At 63.5% G+C, this 20,549-nt stretch carries 22 protein-coding genes and 1 pseudogene; 16 read left to right on the forward strand and 7 right to left on the reverse strand.

Translation table 11 applies throughout. The features are described 5' to 3' along the window. The first annotated feature begins 10 nt into the window (after positions 1-10). Genes ACTDXD_RS05460 through ACTDXD_RS05485 form a run of 6 tightly spaced genes read left to right on the forward strand, consistent with a single transcriptional unit; the run spans position 11 to position 4,416 of the window. The gene (locus ACTDXD_RS05460) at positions 11-370 is read left to right on the forward strand and encodes a hypothetical protein (protein WP_440126156.1); all 360 of its coding nucleotides are present in this window, start codon (positions 11-13) and stop codon (positions 368-370) included. A gap of 4 nt (positions 371-374) precedes the next feature. Continuing rightward, the gene (locus ACTDXD_RS05465) at positions 375-872 is read left to right on the forward strand and encodes a nuclear transport factor 2 family protein (RefSeq protein ID WP_440126157.1); all 498 of its coding nucleotides are present in this window, start codon (positions 375-377) and stop codon (positions 870-872) included. 40 nt (positions 873-912) lie between these two features. Next, a complete protein-coding gene (locus ACTDXD_RS05470) occupies positions 913-2,193 on the forward strand; it encodes an aromatic ring-hydroxylating oxygenase subunit alpha (protein WP_440126158.1) in 1,281 nt (426 codons plus the stop codon). Continuing rightward, positions 2,186-2,680 carry an aromatic-ring-hydroxylating dioxygenase subunit beta gene (locus ACTDXD_RS05475; RefSeq protein ID WP_440126159.1) on the forward strand — a complete coding sequence of 165 codons (495 nt, stop codon included), beginning with the start codon at positions 2,186-2,188 and terminating at the stop codon, positions 2,678-2,680. The genes ACTDXD_RS05470 and ACTDXD_RS05475 overlap by 8 nt, the downstream gene beginning before the upstream one ends. 9 nt (positions 2,681-2,689) lie before the next feature. Further along, entirely contained in the window at positions 2,690-3,439 is a 750-nt protein-coding gene (locus ACTDXD_RS05480; protein WP_440126160.1) for an SDR family NAD(P)-dependent oxidoreductase, read from the forward strand. 26 nt (positions 3,440-3,465) lie between these two features. After that, positions 3,466-4,416: a PDR/VanB family oxidoreductase gene (locus tag ACTDXD_RS05485; protein WP_440126161.1), complete on the forward strand. Its 951-nt coding sequence runs from the start codon at positions 3,466-3,468 to the stop codon at positions 4,414-4,416. 6 nt (positions 4,417-4,422) lie between these two features. On the opposite strand, the gene ACTDXD_RS05490 is transcribed toward ACTDXD_RS05485, so the two are convergent. The 3 genes from ACTDXD_RS05490 to ACTDXD_RS05500 all read right to left on the reverse strand — a co-directional run bounded on the left by ACTDXD_RS05490 (position 4,423) and on the right by ACTDXD_RS05500 (position 6,748). Continuing rightward, positions 4,423-5,079, reverse strand: coding sequence for a response regulator transcription factor (locus tag ACTDXD_RS05490; protein WP_440126162.1), 657 nt, complete (start codon positions 5,077-5,079; stop codon positions 4,423-4,425). Continuing rightward, positions 5,076-5,366 carry a hypothetical protein gene (locus ACTDXD_RS05495; protein WP_440126163.1) on the reverse strand — a complete coding sequence of 97 codons (291 nt, stop codon included), beginning with the start codon at positions 5,364-5,366 and terminating at the stop codon, positions 5,076-5,078. The genes ACTDXD_RS05490 and ACTDXD_RS05495 overlap by 4 nt, the downstream gene beginning before the upstream one ends. Before the next feature lie 89 nt (positions 5,367-5,455). Next, a complete protein-coding gene (locus ACTDXD_RS05500; RefSeq protein ID WP_440126164.1) occupies positions 5,456-6,748 on the reverse strand; it encodes an amidase in 1,293 nt (430 codons plus the stop codon). 177 nt (positions 6,749-6,925) lie between these two features. Here ACTDXD_RS05500 and ACTDXD_RS05505 point away from each other — a divergent pair, with 177 nt between their 5' ends. Both ACTDXD_RS05505 and ACTDXD_RS05510 read left to right on the forward strand, forming a co-directional pair. After that, positions 6,926-8,341 (forward strand): MFS transporter, encoded by a 1,416-nt coding sequence (locus tag ACTDXD_RS05505; RefSeq protein ID WP_440126165.1) that lies wholly within the window; start codon positions 6,926-6,928, stop codon positions 8,339-8,341. Positions 8,342-8,366: 25 nt separating this feature from the next. Continuing rightward, entirely contained in the window at positions 8,367-9,572 is a 1,206-nt protein-coding gene (locus ACTDXD_RS05510) for a flavin reductase family protein (protein WP_440126166.1), read from the forward strand. A gap of 11 nt (positions 9,573-9,583) precedes the next feature. On the opposite strand, the gene ACTDXD_RS05515 is transcribed toward ACTDXD_RS05510, so the two are convergent. Continuing rightward, complete coding sequence (locus ACTDXD_RS05515) at positions 9,584-10,027, reverse strand: hypothetical protein (protein ID WP_440126167.1); 444 nt, start codon at positions 10,025-10,027, stop codon at positions 9,584-9,586. Positions 10,028-10,063: 36 nt separating this feature from the next. After that, complete coding sequence (locus ACTDXD_RS05520; RefSeq protein WP_440126168.1) at positions 10,064-10,627, reverse strand: TetR/AcrR family transcriptional regulator; 564 nt, start codon at positions 10,625-10,627, stop codon at positions 10,064-10,066. Between the two features lie 18 nt (positions 10,628-10,645). On the opposite strand from ACTDXD_RS05520, the gene ACTDXD_RS05525 reads away from it, so the two are divergent. Both ACTDXD_RS05525 and nhaA read left to right on the forward strand, forming a co-directional pair. Beyond that, positions 10,646-11,332 carry a lysophospholipid acyltransferase family protein gene (locus ACTDXD_RS05525; protein WP_440126169.1) on the forward strand — a complete coding sequence of 229 codons (687 nt, stop codon included), beginning with the start codon at positions 10,646-10,648 and terminating at the stop codon, positions 11,330-11,332. 80 nt (positions 11,333-11,412) lie between these two features. Continuing rightward, complete coding sequence (gene nhaA / locus ACTDXD_RS05530) at positions 11,413-13,266, forward strand: Na+/H+ antiporter NhaA (protein WP_440126170.1); 1,854 nt, start codon at positions 11,413-11,415, stop codon at positions 13,264-13,266. 56 nt (positions 13,267-13,322) lie between these two features. On the opposite strand, the pseudogene ACTDXD_RS05535 reads toward nhaA, so the two are convergent. Together ACTDXD_RS05535 and ACTDXD_RS05540 are read right to left on the reverse strand one after the other, a co-directional pair. Further along, positions 13,323-15,325, reverse strand: a pseudogene (locus ACTDXD_RS05535) (TerD family protein). A 219-nt stretch (positions 15,326-15,544) separates the two neighbouring features. Beyond that, complete coding sequence (locus ACTDXD_RS05540) at positions 15,545-15,754, reverse strand: DUF2945 domain-containing protein (RefSeq protein ID WP_440126171.1); 210 nt, start codon at positions 15,752-15,754, stop codon at positions 15,545-15,547. A gap of 286 nt (positions 15,755-16,040) precedes the next feature. On the opposite strand from ACTDXD_RS05540, the gene ACTDXD_RS05545 reads away from it, so the two are divergent. The 6 genes from ACTDXD_RS05545 to ACTDXD_RS05570 are packed head-to-tail and all read left to right on the forward strand — an operon-like array spanning position 16,041 to position 20,542. Continuing rightward, positions 16,041-17,315: an aromatic ring-hydroxylating oxygenase subunit alpha gene (locus ACTDXD_RS05545; RefSeq protein ID WP_440126172.1), complete on the forward strand. Its 1,275-nt coding sequence runs from the start codon at positions 16,041-16,043 to the stop codon at positions 17,313-17,315. Positions 17,316-17,326: 11 nt separating this feature from the next. Beyond that, on the forward strand, positions 17,327-17,803 hold the full coding sequence (locus ACTDXD_RS05550; protein WP_440126173.1) for an aromatic-ring-hydroxylating dioxygenase subunit beta: 477 nt from the start codon (positions 17,327-17,329) through the stop codon (positions 17,801-17,803). A 49-nt stretch (positions 17,804-17,852) separates the two neighbouring features. Continuing rightward, complete coding sequence (locus ACTDXD_RS05555; RefSeq protein WP_440126174.1) at positions 17,853-18,095, forward strand: hypothetical protein; 243 nt, start codon at positions 17,853-17,855, stop codon at positions 18,093-18,095. Further along, positions 18,082-19,170: a zinc-dependent alcohol dehydrogenase gene (locus ACTDXD_RS05560; protein WP_440126175.1), complete on the forward strand. Its 1,089-nt coding sequence runs from the start codon at positions 18,082-18,084 to the stop codon at positions 19,168-19,170. The genes ACTDXD_RS05555 and ACTDXD_RS05560 overlap by 14 nt, the downstream gene beginning before the upstream one ends. A 12-nt stretch (positions 19,171-19,182) precedes the next feature. Next, the gene (locus ACTDXD_RS05565; RefSeq protein WP_440126176.1) at positions 19,183-19,386 is read left to right on the forward strand and encodes a ferredoxin; all 204 of its coding nucleotides are present in this window, start codon (positions 19,183-19,185) and stop codon (positions 19,384-19,386) included. Continuing rightward, positions 19,379-20,542, forward strand: coding sequence for an NAD(P)/FAD-dependent oxidoreductase (locus tag ACTDXD_RS05570; protein ID WP_440126177.1), 1,164 nt, complete (start codon positions 19,379-19,381; stop codon positions 20,540-20,542). The genes ACTDXD_RS05565 and ACTDXD_RS05570 overlap by 8 nt, the downstream gene beginning before the upstream one ends. Positions 20,543-20,549: the final 7 nt, after the last annotated feature.

Consider the following 20,549-nt stretch of genomic DNA (forward strand, 5'->3'; position numbering starts at 1 on the left):
GGACGCCGTCATGGCCGAACCGTTGCGCACACTGTTCTGCATCGGCAACAACCAGAATTTCTTCGATCTGCCCAAGGCGGAGATCGGCCCGGTCTGGGTCGGCATTTCCACCATGCTCTCGAACCTGAAGAACATGGACGGCATCGACATCATCGGCACGTTCGATGACGACGCCCACATGGTCGGTCCGTCCGATGGGTGGCCGTGGACCTGCTACGTCCTCGCCGATGCTCGGGATCAGGAGACGGTGAAGAACGCATGCAACCTGTTGCGCACCACCATGATCGGCGAATACGCACTGTGGAAGTACTTCAAGATCGAAGCGCGGATGGGTCGTGAGCTGACCATTCGGGACGACGTGGAGTTGTAACCCGATGACCGCCCTCGAACGCCGTCTGGCAGTCCTCGAAGCGAAGGACGCCGTCCGCGACTGCCTGACACGCTACATGGACCTGTGCGACATACCCGGGCCCTTGGAGAGCACCGACCAGATCGGACTGCTGTTCACCGCGGACGCGACCTGGGAAGGCGTGGGCCCTGAGTACGCCGGCAAGTTCGGGATCGCCCGAGGTCGCGCCGAGGTCGTTGCGCTCGTCTCTCGCTATCTTCCGCCTGCGGAGCACTTCGTCCGCAACGTTCATCTGCTCGGCAGCGAACAGATCCGGGTGGACGGTGACGGTGTTCGGGGCCGCTGGATCATGCAGCAACTCTCGCTCTACACCGATGGCACCGCCGAGTTGTTGTGCGCCCGACTCGAAATCGACTTCGATATCGAACAACTCCCCCATCCCACCGCCCGGATGAGCCGGTTCCGTACGCAGCGGATGTTCGCGACACCGCTACCCACCGAAGCAATGGCCCACCTGCACTGAGCGGACGCCCGCACGACACGAATTTCGAAAGAAGAGCACCATGACAACGGTCGAGCATTCGATCCAAGAGAATTACGGCGACCTCGTCGGCACCGATCGTGTCGCCGGCCGGCTCTACACCGATCCGGAAATCTTCCGCGTGGAGATGGAAAAGATCTTCTACCGCACGTGGGTGTGGGTCGCGCACGAGAGCGAAATCCCCGAAGCCGGATCGTTCAAAACCACGCAGGTCGGCGATCAGCCGGTGATCGTCACCCGCGACCGCAAGGGCAATTTCAACACCCTGCTCAACCGGTGCCGGCATCGCGGCGCGACAGTGTGCGACCAGCGCAGCGGCAAGGCGAACGGTTTCACCTGCCCCTACCACAACTGGTCGTACGCACTCGATGGTCGCCTGCGCGGCATCCCGTACCCGGACGGGTACGAGGGTGTCATCGACAAGAAGGACTACCCGCTCCAGACCCTCCGCACCGAGAGCTACATGGGAATGATCTGGGCGACGTTCAATCAGGACGCGGAGCCGCTCGAGGATTTCCTGGGCGACTCCAAGATCTGGATGGAGCGGTTCTTCAAGCAGAGCAACGGTCTGCCGACCAAGGTAATCGGCGTGCACAAGTTCCGATTCAAGGGGAACTGGAAGATCCAGCTCGAGAACACCACCGACGGTTACCACTTTCCGATGGTCCACAAGTCCTGGATGGCCTCGGTCGATGCGGAAACCGCGAACATGATGTCGTTCATGGACGATCCGAGCGCTGAAACGCACTCGCTCGGCAACGGGCACAGTGTCGCGATCATGGCAGCTGCCCACATGGACCTCGACATCGACGACGGCACCGAAGAGATCCAGCCCCGATTCCGGCATCTAGTCGACGAACTCGCCGAAGCCGGCGAAAGTCCCGAGCGGATCCGCCGATACATGCGCTCGATGCACGGATGCGGATTCAACCTCAACACGTTCCCGAACGTGGCGATGTCGTCGTCGTTCTTCCGCGTGCTCATCCCCATTTCCGTCGACGAAACCGAGATCTGGCACATGGCCATCGGCATGGACGGCGGACCCGAGAGCGTCAACCGGGAGCGGCTGCGCATCCACGAACATTTCCAGGGACCGTTCGGTTTCGGTAGCCCCGACGATGCCGAAGGCTGGACCCGGGTTCAGATCGGTGCCGGTGGCAATCCCGACATGCCGATCCTCGTCAACCGTGGCGAGGGACGTGAATACCTCACGAAAGAAGGCTGGCCCACCTCCCACGTCACCGACGAAACGGGAATGCGTGAGGCCTACGGAATGTGGAAGAAGTTGATGAGCGATGACTGACCTCACCTTTACGGATCCCCGCGTCCTGCGCGCCATCGAGCTCATCTGGAAGGAAGCCGAAGCGCTCGACGACAAGGACTACAAGTCGTGGGAGCAGATGTACACCGACGATGGCCACTACGTCGTTCCGATCGACCCGGACACCGACGATTTCGGGTCGTCGCTCAACCTGGTGTACGACGACAAGCGCATGCGGCGTCTTCGTGTCGAGCGCATGCTGCAGGGCTATTCACCGTCTGCGGTAGCGGCGGCACGCACCGTCCGGGTCATCTCCCGCTTCACCGTGCGCGAGCTCACCGACACCTCCGTCACCATTCGCTCGGCCCAGATTCTCAACGCGTTCAAGCGGAACGAGTTCCTGACACTCGGCGCGAACCTGACCCACACCGTCGTCTTCGGCGACGAGGGTGACGACAAGATCTCTCTCAAGGTGATCCGTCTCGTCGACAGCGAGGACGCGGTCAGCGCCTCCGGTTACCTGCTGTAAGGAGCTGGTATGACCACCACCAACGGCATCGCGGTCGTCACCGGCGCCGCCGGCGGAATGGGCGCCGTCATCGCCCGGAAACTGCACACCGACGGCCGGCGCGTCCTCCTCGCCGACCTCGACGGTGGCGCCGCCGACGCGCTCGCATCGGAGCTGTCTGCGGACGGATCCACCGCGCGCGGCGTCAAGCTCGACGTCGGTCACAAGAGCGGGTTCGAGGAGGGACTCGCGGTGTGCGAAGAGCTCTGGGGCACACCCACGATCCTCGTCAACAATGCCGCGGTCACCCAGGCCGCCGACCTGATGACGCTCGCCGAGGATGATTTCACGAGTGTCCTGAACACGAACATCAACAGCATCTTCTTCGGATGCCAGGTGTTCGGGGCCGCCATGGCCGACGAAGGTTTCGGACGGATAGTCAACATGGCGTCACTCGCGGGCCAGAACGGCGGCACGGCCACCGGCGGCCACTACGCCGCGTCCAAGGGCGCCATCCTCACCACCACCAAGGTGTTCGCGCGTGAGCTGGCGAGCCGGGGCGTGACGGTGAACGCCATCTCCCCCGGCCCGCACGACCTGCCCGTGGTACGCAGGACGGTGCCCGCAGACAAACTCGAAGGCATCATCGCGGGGATCCCTGTGGGGCGCCTCGGAAGCCCGTCGTTCATCGCCGACACGGTCGCGTTGCTGACCTCCGACGACGCCTACTTCGTCACCGGCGCTTGCTGGGATGTCAACGGCGGACTGTACGTCCGCTGACTGTTGCTACACAAGGAGAAACGGACATGGCACTCATCGACGTCATCGTCTCCGACATCACCCAGGAAACTCCGACCATCAAGTCGATCAGGTTGGAGAAGCCCGACGGGTCGCCGCTGGGTACCTATCTTCCGGGTGCGCACATCGACGTGGAAGGGCCGACGGCCATCACCCGGCAGTACTCGCTCTGCAGCACCCCCGACTCCGCGGACTCGTTCGCCTTCGCCGTCAAACGTGAGGCGAACTCCCGCGGCGGGTCTGCCGCCCTGCACGAACTCGCGGTCGGCGACAGACTCCGCATCAGCGAGCCCCGGAACCTCCTCGGCATCGCAACCAGCGCTCGACACCACGTACTCGTCGCCGCAGGCATCGGCATCACCCCGATGCTGAGCATGGCCCGCTACATGGATGTCCACGACATCAGCTTCGAACTTCACTACTTCGCCCGCACCGAAGCCGAAGCGGCGTTCCTGCCGTTGTTGAACGACCGCTGCCCCGAGAAGCTCCACGCACACATCGGAGTTTCCCGCGACAGCCAGGAGCAGATACTCGACGCGGCCTTCACGACATTGCCGGTAGGTGCGCACGTCTACACGTGCGGACCGGACGGATTCATGGACAAGGTCGTCGCGGTCGCGGGCCGGCACGTCGCCGCCGACGCCGTCCACCTGGAGAACTTCCACGCCGCCGAACAGCCCGACGCGTCCGAGAACGCGGCCTTCGAAGTGGAACTGGAAGGCGAGACCTACGAGATCCCCGCCGACAAGAGCATCGTCGAGGTGCTCCAGGAGAACGGTTGCGACGTCGACACCTCCTGCCAGGAAGGAATCTGCGGCACCTGCATCATGCAGGTACTGGAAGGCTCGCCCGAGCACCGCGACAACGTGCTCACCAAGGGCGAGAAGGAATCGGGTGAGGTCATGGCCGTATGCGTGTCGCGCACGAAGAGCCCCCGGCTCGTGCTGGACTACTACTGATCGGAACTAGTACCGATCGGCGTCCGGGACCTCCACTCCGTACCGGAGGAGGTCCCGGACGAAGGTTCCGATGCTGTCGGAATCGGTCTTGCTCTTGATTCGGGCGCGATGAACATCAACCGTCTTCACGCTCATACCGAGCCGTCGAGCGATGTTCTGGCTGGGCAGCCCTTCGACGACCAGAGCGAGAATCTGGCGCTCCCTCGGAGTCAGGCACTCGAGCTTCTCCTGCACGATCGTGCGTGAAACATGTTCGGCAAAACGGGTTCTGGCTCTCTCCGCGCCGGACTGCACCGCGTCGAGCAGTCGCTGTGGATCGTAGGGCTTCTCGAGGAAGTCCATCGCCCCCTTCTGCAATGTCGAGACGGACATCCGGATGTCGCCGTGCGCTGAAACGAAGATGATCACAACGTGCGGGGCGAATTCGTTGATTCTCTCCTGCAGGCGTGTACCGCTCATTCCGGGCATCCGCACATCAAGCACGATGCACGCGGGCATCGAACCGTCGTACACGTCGAGGAAAGCGTCAGCACTGTGGCAGATCACCGGCTTGATACCGATGCTCTCGAGAATCCAGTCGACGGAATCGCACAGCGCGGGATCGTCGTCGACGACGTACACCGTCGCCTCGGGAATGTCCCCGGTCGCGTGTGCGGTGGTCATTCGGCGTCTCCTCCCACCTCGATATCGTCTCCGGGCTCGGCGCCCTCTCCCCACCTGGCTTCAGCAGTCCAGTACCGCGCTCCCACCGCGCTGAGCTTGGGCTCCCACGGCGTGGTGCGCCTCAGCAATGGTTCCTCACCGCGCACCGATCGGTCGGCTGCGTCCGGACCGTCCGCCTCGACCGTCCAGTGCACCCAGTTGACCTCGCGACCGTACTCATCGTGCACGAAAAGGTCGACGTGATGCCACCCGTAGTTGAAGGTGTCCTCGTAACATGTGAGGAACATCCGGTGATGATCGACCGGTCGCGGTGTCAGTATCCCGACATTCCCAGAAATCACGCTGTCTCCTGAATCCTTCGGTGTTGCAGTCGCTGTCAGCCGTCCATCGGGGAAAGCTCACGCAGTGCGGCCTCGAGCTTCTCGCCCACGTCGAACAGATACTCCTCGCCTCCTGCAGATCCGATCACCTGCAACCCCAGCGGAAGGCCCGACACGGTGCGGGCACCCGGCACGACCACCACAGGCGCTCCCAGCAGTTGCCACGGACGACTGAGGATCGGCGAGCCGGTCACGGACAGGCCCTTCGGCGCAGGCCCCGTGGCGGCAGGACCCACGATCACCGAAGGCCCCTCGAGAATCTCGCGCAGGAGGTCGCGCGACCGATCGCGCCGAATCAAGGCCGCGGAGTACGCCGACTCGGGCATCTCGCGACCCTGCAGCAGCAGATCCCGAATCTGGGGACTCAGGTCGTCGCGATGCGTGTCGAATTCATGGGCACGCTTGCGTGCGGCTTCGTACCCCATCACCGTGACGTGGTCGTCGGCGAGGGTCTTGACGTGGTCGTCCCAGTCGAGCGGTTCCGATCGGAACCCCAAATCACCGAGGAGAGCGGGAAGTCGACCCAGCAGTGCAATCATCGTGGGATCCAGATAGTCGAGGTAGCTACCGCCCCAGACGAACACACTGGTTTCCTCACTGGACGGATCACTCGGTCGCCCGCTGACGAACGCGTCGTACACGTAACGCAGGTCGGCGACAGTTCGGGTGAGAAACCCCAGGGAATCCAGCGATTCGCTCAGGCCGAGGATTCCCGACATGTCGGTGGTGCCGTGTGCAAGGACCATTCCCGCTGCACCGCAGTACGACGCGGGACGAGTCAGTGATCCTGCGGTCTGAGTGCCGAGCGCCAGCGGTACAGTGCCTGCGCCCACTGCCGCGGCGGAACCGCTCGACGACCCGCCGGGCGTGTGATCGAGCGCGCGCGGGTTACGTGTGGGGCCGGGACGGAAGTAGCCGAACTCCGTCGTCACGGTTTTCCCCTGAATGACGGCGCCGAGCGAGCGCAGTCGGGCGACGCAGGGCGCATCGGTGGTGACCGGCGAGGAGGGCGTGACGGACGAGCCGGCCCGTGTGGGCATACCCGCGACGTCGATGAGGTCCTTCACGCCGACAGAGACACCCCGCAGGGGGAGGTCGCGTCGGTCGCGGTCGACGTCCGCTGCCTCTGCCATTGCCGACCGGGACAGCTGCACCCAGGCCTCTAGTTCCGGCTCATGAGCCTCGATCGCCGCCCTGGCGTGCGAGACGAGTTCCACAGCGGTGGTCGAACCCGCTCCGATCGACCGCACCTGATCCTCAACCGAGAAACCGACCGCGGGTGCGTTCACATCTTCCTCCTACGTTCGCTGGCCTCCCATTCTGCCCAGTGAGCGCGGCCGACGACAGTAAAGGTTTCTCTCCTACCCGAGCCCGGACAGGCCAAATATGTTTTCCACACCGTCGGCCCGATGTTGTCTTCGAGTGTTTCCCGCACCATTCCCAGCCCACAAGAAAGGCGGCTGCACATGGCTTCGTCCGTGGCACCGGACAAGATCATCGATTCTCCCCGACCGGGGACATCGAAGAAGATCGATTTCGGCAGAATGAACCGCAAGGCCTGGCTCGTCACAGCACTGCTCGTCCTGTTCCAGATCGTCGCGTTCGCCGACAAGGCAGTGCTGGGACTGGTTGCGTCCGAGGCGATTCCCGATCTGGGTATCTCCGCAGTCGAATTCGGCTTCATCGGCAGCGCCTTCTTCTTCCTGTACGCCGTGGTGTCTGTCGTGACCGGCTTTCTCGCAGCGAGGTTCTCGGTGCGGTGGATCATCCTCACGATGGGCGTCGTGTGGGCGGTCATGCAGTTCCCCATGCTGCTAGGTGGCGGTGCCGCGATCCTGCTCGTGACCCGCATCGTGCTCGGCGGTGCCGAAGGGCCGGCCACGGCGATGTCGCTGACCTCGGTCCACTCGTGGTTCGAGCCGCGCCGCCGTGCTCTGCCGTCGAATCTCGTGGCTGCCGGCTCCACCCTCGGTCCTGTTCTCGCCGCGCCCGCACTGGCGTGGGTCATCGGTGAGTGGGGTTGGCGCTGGGCCTTCGGTGTCCTCGGTATCGTCGGCTTCGTCTGGGTGGTCGCATGGGTGTTGCTCGCTGGCGACGGCCCGTACTCGGGTCATGGCAAACACGGCGAGGACGGCGTGCACGCTGAACCTCCGGCCGAGATGGACACCGAGGACGTCGACAAGCAGAAGCCCGTTGCTCTTTGGCGCGCATTCGCCAGCCTGACCTTCCTCGCTGCGGTCATCGGCGGCGGCTCCAACTTCTGGGTCCAGGGTTTCGTGACGACATGGCTTCCGCAGTACCTCGGCACGGTCGTCGGGCTCTCCCTCCCTCAGGTCGGCACGGTCACTACCATTCCGTGGATCCTGGGCGCGATCGTCCTGCTGTTCCTCGGTTTCCTCGGCCACCGGCTGATGCAGAAGGGCTTCGATTCGCACCGGTCGATCGCGATCCCCTTCGGGATCGCGGCACTCGTTGCCGGTGTCTGCTTCATCCTCGTCCAAACAGCATCAGGTGTCTTCGCTGTGGCGCTGCTCTGTATCGCAGCCGGTTGCAGCCTCGCCTACCCCATGACCGCATCAGCATTAACGTTCTCCGTGGGCAAGAAACAGCGGCCCATCATGATGGCCACGCTCGGTGGGGTCGCCTCCGTAGGAGCGATCATCTCCCCCACACTCGTCGGATGGCTGATGACCCGAGCCGGGTATGTCTCGCCGCCATCCGGATCGGAACTCACTCCCGAGATGGCGAACAACATGGCCCACGGTGTACACCAGGCATTCACGATCACCGGTGTCGTCCTCCTTGTCGGCGGCGCACTGTGCATCCTGTTCCTCCGCCCCGAGGCCCTCGGACGCAAGCTCCAGGCCGGCTACAGCAAGTAATCTCCCCCGAGCAAGGAGGGCACTCATGTCCACCGATACCACCATCGACATCGACATCGACAGTGACATCGACAAGGGCCTGTTCCGCGAGGTGATGGGTCACTACCCCACCGGCGTCGCGGTAGTCACGGGTCGCGCTGACGACGGCGAACTGCTCGCTCTCGTCGTCGGAACATTCAGCTCGGTATCGCTCGAGCCTCCACTCGTCTCATTCATGCCGATGAAGACATCCAAGTCGTTCGACAAGCTCCGCCGATGCGACTCGGTATGCATCAACATTCTCGGCGGGGAGCAGGAAGACCTGGTCTCCACGATCGCACGACGATGGGAGAACAAGTTCGACGGTATCGACTGGTTCAGCTCACCGTCCGGCGACCCGGTGCTCGAACAGTCCGTTGCGTGGATCGATGCGCGCATCACGAATTCACTGGACGCCGGTGACCATTGGATCATCCTCTGCAGCGTCAACGACATGGCTGTCACCAATCCTGTTGCGCCGCTGCTCTTTTTCCAAGGTGGCTACGGCAGTTTCGTCAGTACCTCGCTGATGGCCCGGATGGATCACGAGATTCTCGACGAGATTCAGGATGCCGAGATCGCGCGTGCCGACGTCGAGGCCCTCGCCCGAACCGTCGGATGCGAGGTCATCCTCTACACGGCAATCAGCAGAGACGAGATGGCGACGGTCCTGTCCGCAGTAGGGGCCGGGGTCGATCGGGAGAACGGCCTTGCACGGCGCATACCGATCGTGCCGCCCATCGGCGACAGTGTGGTCTTCGACCGTGCCGACGACGAGCTGGAACACTGGCTGGCCAAAGCCCGCGGCGTCGACGAATCCGTGAAGGAGCACTACCGGCAGCGAATCGTGTTCCTCCGCACCCACGGGTATGTACTGTCGCTGCTTCCGCAGGAGGGCATCGCCGCCTACGACACGATGTGTGAGGCGACGCGTCGATACCAGTGCGGACGCTTGACACCTGTACAGGAACGTGACATCCGGGCCTCGATCGTCGAATCGACCGTCGACTATCGCCCACGGGAACTCGATCCCGAGCTTCACTACAACGTGGGCTCTGTGGTACTCCCCGTCCGCGATCGGGACGGTCACCACACCCGGACGCTACGTCTGGCCCAGCTTCCGACACATGCGTCCGGAGCGACGGTCGAGGAATGGATTTCCGGGGCCAAGGCAGTCGTCGCGGTGTTGGAAGGACGATCCGGTCGTCGGTAGATGCAGCTGCACTACGCCTTCAGCACCAGCAGGAACCCACCACCACCTGCATCGATCTGGGTGTCGAACTGCATGTCGGGTTCCAGACGCGACAGTCGGTCGAGCAGCCACGCGGAAGCGTCTTCGGCATCGGATTTCGCGGGGCACCGCGCGACGGCGACGCGCCCACCCTTCCGTCTCAGCTGCTCGACCACGCCGATTATGGGCGCGGGGTCGACGACGAACAGATGATCGGGCCACGGTACGACAGGCTTGACAGCGCCTTTCTTGGTGTTGCAGGCACGGTGCGCGAGCCGCTCGGCCCCGCCCTTCCCCTTGGCGCCCTTCTTGGCAGCATTGATGTTGTCGATGCTGGGGCCACGCGGGTCGTTGACCGACATCTCGGAGTCCACCGGTTCGTCGCACAACCAGCATCTCCACGACTCGCGGTCGCCGACTTCCTGAAGGGTGCTCATGGCGTCGAACGCTACCCGTGGAGTCGACGGGGAAGGTCACCGGAGACTGTTCCGCACCACACGGTCGATCAGGTCGCCTTCGTCGACTCCCGACGCGGCGAGCCCCAGCGACCCCGTCGACGAGAGCACCGCAATCCCGTGGACACCGGTCCACAAGGCCGCAGCCCGCTGATGCGCATGATCCGTGCCTGCAGACTGCTCGATCATCGTGACCAGCCACGCGAACAGCGGTTGCGACACGCTTCTCAGCTCAGCACCGGAGCCTTCGAGCAGGTCGTGCCGGAAGATCAGGGTGAACATTGCCCGCCTGCGCTTGGCAAAGTCGACGTAGGCAACTGCCAGCCCGGCAAGATCGCTGTCCGATCCTGCCGCCGCGACGAGTACAGCCGAGAGGTCTTTCAAGCCGACCTCGGCGATCGCAGCGAGCAGGCTCCTGTGCGTAGGGAACCATCGACGCGGCGCACCGTGCGAAACCCCAGCGCGCCGCGCGATCTCTCGGAGACCGATCTCAGCCGACCCGGTTTCTTCCAACAACTCGACGCCAGCTTTCACCAGCGCCGATCTCGTAGTCTCCGTCTTCACGTAGACAGTGTCTCCCATTGCGTGTAGACACTGTCTATGCGTTTGTGGAGTGCATGCTTCTACCGGCTGTGTCGGCACGTCCTGATCGGACCGGTCCTGCACCTACCCAGGCGTCCGAAGATCGTCGGTCGCGAGAACCTCCCCCGGCACGGGCCGGTCATCGTGGCAGCCAACCACCTTGCAGTACTCGACTCGTTCTACCTGACGCTTGCCGCCCGGCGGCAGATCACCTTCCTGGCAAAGCGCGAATACTTCGACAGAAGCGGCCTCGTCGGCAACCTCCAGAAGTGGTTCTTCTCGACCATGGGCCAGATTCCGGTCGATCGCCGAGGAGGATCCACGGCAGCGTCCGCCCTCGAAGCCGCAACCGGGATCATCGAGCAGGGCGGAGCGTGGGGGATCCACCCGGAAGGCACGCGCTCACCCGACGGACGTCTCTACCGGGGACGAACCGGCGCGGTCCGGGTCGCACTCGATACCGGGGCTCTGCTTGTGCCGGTGGCGATTACGGGTACACGGTCGGCCGGCTCCGTCCCGTGGTGGCGACGCAGAGTCACGGTCGAGATCCTCGAGCCATTGGACCTGACGCCGTTCCGGGGTACCGGAGCTGCGGGTGCGCGAGCAGCCACAGACGCGTTGATGCTCGAACTCGCCGCTCACACCGGCCAGGAGTACGTCGACGCGTACGCGAAAGAATGGGCGACGCTGCGAGCGAGCTCGTGACCGGTCGAGTCGCGGCCCGGGTGCCCTCCAGCGGCGATAAGCTGGCCGACGACTGAGAGCGGACTTCGAATCGGGGACACATGGCGGTCGACGAACAGCCTGGGAAACTTCGACGGATATCGCTGACCCTTGCTGGAATTCGTGACGGCACCGATGACGACAAACTGTCGGCCGGATTTCTGCTCGCGGCCACCGTGGTGGCGTTGATCTGGGCCAACGTGGGTGACTCCTACCAGGCGTTCTGGCACACACCACTGACCATTGCGATCGGCGACTACGGCATCACTCTCGACTTGAAGCACTGGGTCAACGACGCAGTCATGACCCTGTTCTTCTTCGTCGTCGGTCTGGAAGTGAAACGCGAACTCACCATCGGAGAGCTCACCGACCGCACCCGGGCCGCAGTCCCTCTGCTGGCTGCGATCGCCGGCCTGGCGGTGCCCGCTGCGCTCTTCCTGCTGCTCAACCCCAGCGGGGAGGCTGCCGGTGCGTGGGGCGTGGTGGTCTCCACCGATACAGCCTTCGTGCTGGGCGCACTTGCATTGGTCGGGCCGCGGTGCCCGGCTCGACTACGCGTATTCATCCTCACCCTCGCAGTAGCCGACGACATCGGCGCTCTCGCGATCATCGCCTTCTTCTACACCGACGAGCTGCGACTGGGTTATCTGCTGCTGGGCGGCGTGGGACTGCTTCTCATCCTGCAGTTTCGCCGGCTCGAGGTGTGGCGTGGCATCGCCTACTTCATCGTTGCGGCAGGAACGTGGGTGGCGTTCTACGAGTCGGGTGTGCATCCCACCCTCGCCGGGGTGCTGATCGCGCTGATCCTTCCCGTTTACCCACCGAGACGAAACGAGGTGGAACGTGCGGGTGAGCTCACACGAGCCTTCCGTCAATCCCCCAACTCCGACTATGCGCGCGCCGCACAGCTCAGCGTGCTTCGGGCGGTATCCGTCAACGAGCGGCTGCTGCGGTTCTATCAGCCGTACACCGCGTTTCTCGTGGTGCCGATCTTCGCGCTCGCCAACGCCGGAGTCGTGATCACCGGGCAGACGGTGAGCGACGCGCTCAGGTCGCCGATCACGTGGGGCGTCATTCTCGGTTTGGTGCTGGGAAAACTGGTCGGTATCACCGCCGCCACCGCGGTGTTCTCGCGGCTGCGCCCCGGTGCCCTCCAACCGGGCCTCACGTTGTCGCAGATCAGTGGAGGCGCTGCCCTCGCAGGCATCGGATTCACCATCTCCCTTTTCATTGTGGATCTGGCATTCGAATCTCCCGACGCTGCCAACGACGCCCGCATCGGCGTGCTCGTCGCGGCCGTTCTCGCGACCGGACTGGGGTGGGTGTTGTTCAGGCGCTCGGATCACCGCCGCCCGCCCGAAGGCGTCACCGGACTCGTGCTGTTGAGGCCGGTCGACCCGGACAGAGACCACCTGCGTGGATCGGTGGACGCGCCGCTCACCCTCGTCGAGTACGGCGATTTCGAATGCCCGTTCTGCAGCGAAGCCACCGGAAGTATCCGAGAGGTGCACGGGCACTTCGGCAATGAGCTTCGCTATGTCTTCCGGCACCTACCGCTCGACGAAGTGCATCCGCACGCGCGTTTCGCAGCCGAGGCCGCCGAGGCCGCGGGCGTGCAAGACCGATTCTGGGAGATGCACGATCACCTGTTCGCCCACAGCGACGCTCTGACCGAAGACGAAATCTACGAACATGCCGAGCAATTGGGGCTCGACATGGAGCGATTCGCCGAAGACTTGCGGCTGGGACGGTACCGGCATCGGGTGGAGGACGACGACCTCGACGCGGCCTCCAGCGATGTGCACGGGACACCGACGTTCTACATCGGCGCCACCGGCTCGGATCTCACCCTGCACACCGGGCCGTTCGATGCGGCGACCTTGATCCGGAAACTGGAAGAAGTCCGTGATCGGTAGGGACCGCACACTCACCGAGTGATGTGCCGGATGCAGCGCCGAAGTTGCCCGCTCCGCTATTCGGTCACGACGTCGGACGGATCAGCCCTCGGCTGTTCGGTCTGCTTGGGTGCGGCCGGAACGAATTCACGCAGTTTCTGGACGACCGTACCGTAGAAGGCATCGGTCGACGATGTCACGCTGCTGATGAAACTCGCCGATGTTCCCGAACGCCGACTCCCCATCGGGAAAGACTGCTCGAGACAGAACGACACGATGTCGCCCGAACGGCCGGCGGTCAACACCTTCGGGTCGGCCCGCACCGCATCCAGATGGTCACACGCCTCATTTCCACGCTCGGAGAACACCGCCTCGAGTCGGACATCGCCAGGCGCATCAACGAGTTGCTTGAGCAACCACGTCAGGCGTCGGCCCGCGGTCCCCTCGTTCGGCGCGTCGATAGTGGTGCGGCAACGAATCTTGTTCGTCCGCACATCCGCAGTCACCGTCAGATCCCCTGCCGTATCCGGAATGCGGAGGACTGCCTCGAATACCCCGTCGGTTGCCAGTCTCGCTGCGACCGCGGCATTGCGAGTAGCCGGGTCGGCACTGAACTTTCGGGGCAACACGTGTTTGACGTTGACACCGAGTTCGGCGGTCAATCTCAAAGCGAGGTGCCGCGCGAGCGACACCCAGGTATCGGCGACGGCAGCAGCCTTGTGATCGCCACCGCGCAAGGTGCCTGCGATCACGGAGTCGCGCACCGTCACCCAGTGCCTGCCCATATCGACGAACTCGACCACACCCGAGCGCGGATGCTCGAGATAGCGGAGAAACTCGGCGAGAATCCAGGACTGGAGGTCATCGTCGATTCCACCGTGCGAGAGCAACATTCGTGCCTCGTGCGCGACCTCGGCCCACGACAGGTGCCGAAGCGCCACTTTGGCAAGCTTACGGCGGTCCACCTCGACGGGCAGTTCTCCCGCGCTCGCGGGAACATCGTTCGAGAGGCTGACCACTACGTCGTATTTCTTCTTGCGCGCCACGTCGAGGTAGTTCTCGAGCTGTTCTTTCCTGAGTTTGCCGTTGCCTGTCTTGACCTCGAGCAGGCCCGTCCACAGCCGGCTCCCGCGTGACACCTTCAGCACACCGTCGGGGATGACCTTCGTCTCTCCTCGCTCGTACTGCACCTCGACATAGCCCTCGAAAACACCGGCTGGTGCGCCCATCCGAGCGCATACCGCGCGCGCAAAGGGCCGTACGGCCTGCATGGTTGCGACGAGAGCCGATGTCGCGCGCCGCTCTTGCTCTTCTCCCGCTCCGATACCGGCTACCGAGAACAACCGCGCGGGTTGCCACATTTCATTCTCGGCGAGAGTGAATTCGATCGGTTTCGACTTCTTGACCGCACGTTTGGCGGTGCGCACACCCCGAGTCCTTGCCTTCTCCGACGTTGCACTCAGCTGAGCAGATGCCGCGACGGGTACTTCGACCGGAACGGGAGCGACGATTGCGGGGTCGTCCGATGCTGCACCATCGAGGGCAGGTTCGTCGTCGATATCGACACCGAAATCGGCCGCCAATCCGGACAGACCGGAATCCCAGCCTTGTCCTATTGCTCGGACCTTCCATTGATCGCTTCTTCGGTACACCTCGCCGAACAGAATGCCGACTCAGTGGTCGCATCTGCGGTCACGTATTCCGCCATCGTGTGCCCTGCCCCGTCGACGACCCGCAACGCGAGCTTCCCCAGATCACCGAAGCTCCCGGATCCGACGCTGCCCGCGAGAGCAACCGTATGTACATCCTCGGGAATCGAGGACAGTTCTATCGCGATCCGCGCCTGCGCACCGTCTTCGGTTGCACTCGTACCCAGGAAGCGGACGGAGCCTTCCAGCGACTCGGGCTGGTTGTAGAAGACGAAGTCGGCGTCGGAGCGGACTCGTCCATCCGCACCCAAAAGTAGCGCTGATACGTCGACTTCGATCTCCGATTCGGTCCACCCGAGCACCACATCGAACTGCTCCGCTTCTGCAGGCAGTGTCATGTTCTGGCCCTTGGACAGCAACGGGAAATCCATCGAAACCACCTTTGTCGACCGAATCAGCAAAGCCCGCACGGGCACCGCGAGAGCCGGGCTGCGCGACGATCGGCTTCGATCTGCCCAGAGACCTTCGCCGAGCTACCGACCGTACGCGTCAGTATCTCCGATGCTGCCTCAGCCCGGTGTCGTCTGCACGAACGACACCGCGACGATCGTCTCGGTTTCGGCTGCGAACTTCGAGCAGCTCACGACGACCTACGTCTTCTTCAGCGCGTCCCCCTTGTGCATGGCGATATGACCGGTCTTGTCGCTCTCGATTTCGTACTGCGGGTCGTCCTTACTGCATCGGCGCATGTGGCCCTTGTACTCGACGTCTTCGGTGTGCTTCTCGGTGATCACACCCTCGACGTAACCGGCTTCGGAATTCCATCGGACGTGGTCGCCGACACGGAAGTCGTTCGTCATTGCCGCACCCTCCATACGTTGATGTCTACGGGGTCGCCACGAGACATATCCGCGAAACCAGCGGATAAACAAAAACAGACATTCTCCCCACAAACGCCGAGTCGGTGCGCGCACCACCTGGTCATACAACGAATCGTTGTCGGGTACGTCGCTGACGTGTTGGCGGCACATCGGAGGCCGTTGTTAGCTTTCTCACACGCAGCGAGGAAGCGCTTGCGGATGCAGATCTTCCATGTTCCCACGCACTTCCTGTCGAAATCAGAAACGGAAACCAGTGAGCGAGTACATGAGTAATACAGGGTTCTCCGCCAAGGAATTTGTCGACCTGGATCGAGGTCGCGTCCGCAAGACGGCCTACTACGATCCCGAGGTCTATACCGCCGAGACGAAGCGCATCTTCGAACGCACGTGGCTCTACATCGCCCATGCGTCCGAGATCCCCGAGCCCGGCGATTACAAGACGACGGAACTGGCGGGCAGGCCCGTCATCGTCGTGAGAGGCGCCGACGGCAGCATCCGGGTGCTGCAGAACCGGTGCCGACATCGCGCGGCCAGCGTCTGCCAGGCACCGAAGGGCAACGCACGGTTCTTCCGCTGCGAGTACCACGGGTGGACGTACAAGAACAGCGGTGAGCTGGTGGGCGTCACGTATGCAGACGCCTACAAGGATCTCGACAAGTCCCAGCTCGGCCTCCAGGAAGTCCCCCGTGTGGATACCTATCAAGACTTCGTGTTCGCGTCGTTGAACGCAGAGGTGGAACCTCTCGTCGAACACCTCGGCGAGGCAACGAAATACATCGATCTCTTCGTCGCGCAAGGAGCGGGGCGTCCGCTCGAAGCCGCGTACGGAACACAGAAGATCAGGTATGAGGGCAACTGGAAATACCAACTGGAGAACGGTTGCGACGGTTACCATCCGAACTTCGCGCACCGATCCTTCTTCCGCGTGATGGGCGAACGTACCGGTGAAGACGGTCTCGGTTCCTATATGGACGGCTCCGCTGCTGCGGAGGCGCTGAGCCTCGGACGCGGGCACACACTTCTGGATCAGCGGAAGACGGCGACTTCGCACTACGCGGAGCGCTACAAGGCCTCGCCCGATGTCGACACAATCCTCGAAGAGCTCCGTAAAGACCTGTCCGAGGCGCAGATCGGCGAACTGCTGGCGACGTCGACGAGCCCGGGGTTCAACCTCACGGTCTTTCCGAACCTGCAGTTGATCGGCCTGCACATCCGCGAGATCCGCCCTGTCTCCGCGAACGAAACCGTGGTGCATTACACGCCTCTCGCGGTGAGCGGTGTACCCGACGGCATCAACCAGCTCCGGATGCGAAACCACGAATTGTTCTATTCGGCTGCCGGTTTCGGTGTTCCCGACGACGGGGAGATGTTCCGCCGCGTATCGGTCGGCGTCGGCGCGGATGCCGATTGGGTGCTACTCACACGCGGCCTGCATCGCGAGGAGACCAACGGCGAGGTTGTGACGTCGCAGATCACCGATGAAGTACCTCAGCGAGCCGAATGGGCGCGCTGGGCGGAACTGATGGATGTCGAGGCGTGAGGGATACCGATATGTCGACCATCGAATTGATTCACCGCGAAAACCTCCTGCTCGACGAACGCAGATACGACGAGTGGCTCGAACTCTTCGCTCCCGAAGCTCGGTACTGGGCTCCCTACCGCTGGGACGCACCCGAACCGATGAACGAGATGAACCTGCTGTACGACGACTTCGCACGACTGAAGGAGCGGGTCTCCCGTCTGACCGGCGGAGACCTGCACTCACAGGATCCGGCGTCCCAGACCGTGCGGCTGCTGGGTCAGCTCTCGGCGCCCACATCGGATGGGTGGGCTCCCCCGATGCCATTCGACGAGGTCGTCACAGCGCCCTTCAAGCTGGCGGAATACCGGACGGAGCGGACCACCGAATACACCGGCCGCTACACCTACTGGGTCACCGGCACCGGTGACGACTCGCGCATCGCTGCGAAGAAGATCCAGCTCCTCGGCGCCGAGGGCCCCCTGGGCAACGTCACCTTCCTGCTGTGAACCGACACGGCGCGAACCGACACTGTGTAAGACCGGCACGGAGGCTCGGATGAACCAGCCACAGATCAACTTCGGAAACGAATTCGCCAGTATCCGAATCTCACTCGAGAACACGAGGTGCGGGGTCCGTCTCCTCGTCGAGGATCGGGAAACCGGTGGGCACGCCTACCTCGACCCCATCGAGCTCGCGAGCCTGTGTGTCTGGCCCGAGGAACGGCGGGCCGAACTGCTGCAGGTCGGAATCTACGAGTACAGCGACACGAAAGGACACGACGTCGATGTCCGCTCCTGACATCTCGGCACAGGTACTGACCGCACCGCGCCGTTTCGAACGCCGCACCTTCACCCGACCGGCCCTCGGTGAGGACGATGGCCTGTTGGAGGTCCTCGCGTGCGGATTGTGTGGAAGCGACGTCGCGAGCTATCTCGGGGAGAAGCACCATGACGGCCCGGTGATCCTCGGACACGAGGTCATCGGCCGGATCTCCGATATCGGTTCTGCCGCTGCCGGCCGGTGGGGCGTGAAGGCCGGGGACCGCGTCGCGATCGAGGAAGCGGTGCCGTGTATGTCGTGCACCGAGTGCCGAGGCGGCTACCAGCGTCTCTGCGTCCGGTCGGGTGTGCGGTACGGCTACACATCGATCGACACCGAACCGAGTGTGTGGGGAGGCTTCGGACAGTTCATGTATCTGCACCCGGGCACGCAACTGCACAAAGTGCCTGACGGAGTATCCGACGAACTGGCCACGTTGTACATCCCGCTGTCGAACGGCCTGGCCTGGATGCGCGAGAGCGGCGAACTCCGGGCAGGCGAGCGAGTAGCGATTTTCGGTGCCGGCCAGCACGGCATCGCCTCCGGCGCCGCTGCGCTGCACCTCGGTGCCGCAGACGTCGTCGTCGTCGGCACCGAACACGATCAGCACCGGCTGGATGTCGCTCGCGAGTTCGGTTGCCACGTGGTTGCCTCGACAGAGCCGGACGAGGTCGAACAGGCTGTGGGTGCCGCCCTCGGTGGTCGACCCGACGTCGTCCTGGACATGACCCCTCGCGCCGCGCTGCCTGTCGAGGCCAGTATCCGCCTCGCCGCTCCACGCGGTCGTGTGTTGTGGGGCGGTATGAAGCGTGGCGCGTCGCAACCCCTGATCGATACCGATCTCGTCGCGCAGAAAGAACTCATGATCCGCGGAGTCTGGGCACGCCCCAGCTGGGCGATCGCCGCAGCCTTCGACTGGCTCGCAGCCGACTCCGACCTCGGCAAGCTGTGCGAGCGCACCTACAGCATCGCGGACCTCGAGACCGCCTTTCGAGACGCAACCGGTGAGGGGCAGGACCCGGCGCCGCTTCACGCTGCCATCACAGTCAACTGAGATTGGACAATCATGGAAATCCATATCGACCGTGCCAAGTGCGCTGGTCATGCGATCTGCACAATCCTTGCCCCCGATGTTTTCGAGATGGACGATCACGGTAAAGCCATCGTCCTCCCGACGGTCTCGCAAGCATCCGACGCCGAGATCCGTGACGCCTCGGACGCTTGTCCTGCCCTCGCAATCAAGTTGAAAGCGACCGTCGACAATGGCTGAGAGCACCGTCATCGTTGGCGCGTCTCTGGCGGGTGTCCGGACCGCGTCCGATCTACGCAAGGAGGGCTACAACGGCTCGATCACGCTCATCGGTGACGAGTCCGAGAAGCCCTACGATCGTCCCCCGCTGTCCAAAGGTTTCCTCTCCGGGAAGGACTCGGCCGAGTCGATATCGCTGTGCTCGGACTCCGATCTCAGAGATCAAGAAATCGATCTCGTACTGGGCACGAGTGCCCTGAGTGTCGACACAGACCGCCGGATCGTCACGTTGGACTCCGGAGACTCACTGCACTACGACTCTCTTGTCGCGGCCACCGGCGCAGGATGCATCCGGCCGCCGTGGTACCGGCAGCTCGCCGGCGTCCACGAGCTCCGCACCCTCGCCGATGCCGAGGCTCTACGGAAAACATTGCTCGGCACAGGTTCTCTCGTAGTGATCGGTGGAGGATTCGTCGGGACCGAGGTGGCCGCGACCGCCCGCGCACTGGGCGTGTCCGTCACCATGGTGTTGCGCGAATCACATCTTCTTGCAACGGCACTGAGCAGTGAAGTCGGGTCTGCAGTGACGGCGCTGCACGAGCGCAACGGCGTCGACGTGCGGCCCTGCAGCGACGTCGAGGCCTTGGTCGGCGAGCACGCGGTCGCGGGGGTCCGACTCGCCGACGGCACAACCGTTTCCGCGGACGCGGTTCTTGTCGCCGTGGGTGTGCGGCCACACGTCGAATGGCTCAGGTCTACCGACATGTACGACCGGCGCGGTGTAGCAGTATCGCCACAGGGTCGGGCGGGCGCCCACCTATGGGCTGCAGGCGATGTCGTCCAGAATTCGAATGGCCACTGGGCCGCCGCGCTCGCACACGCCAAGGCTGTGGCCCGAGACATTGTCGGCAAGCCCGCCCTTCCGGTGGCGCTACCCGACTACTTCTGGTCCGACCAGTACACCCACAAACTGCAGGTCCTGGGACACACCGGCCCGGAGTCGACCCTGACGCCCGTTCACGGATCGCTGGCCGCTATGAACTTCGTCGGAGCATTCGGATCGGCAGACAAGATCTCCGGCGCACTGCTGATCGACCAGCCCAAGCATCTCGGGCGGATGCGTCAGTTGGTGTCGGCGGAAGCGTCCGTCGCCACTTGCCGCGACAAGACGATGTAACAGCCGT

It is taken from the genome of Rhodococcus sp. SJ-3 (genome assembly GCF_051918125.1).
In the GTDB taxonomy this organism is placed as follows: Bacteria; Actinomycetota; Actinomycetes; order Mycobacteriales; family Mycobacteriaceae; genus Rhodococcus.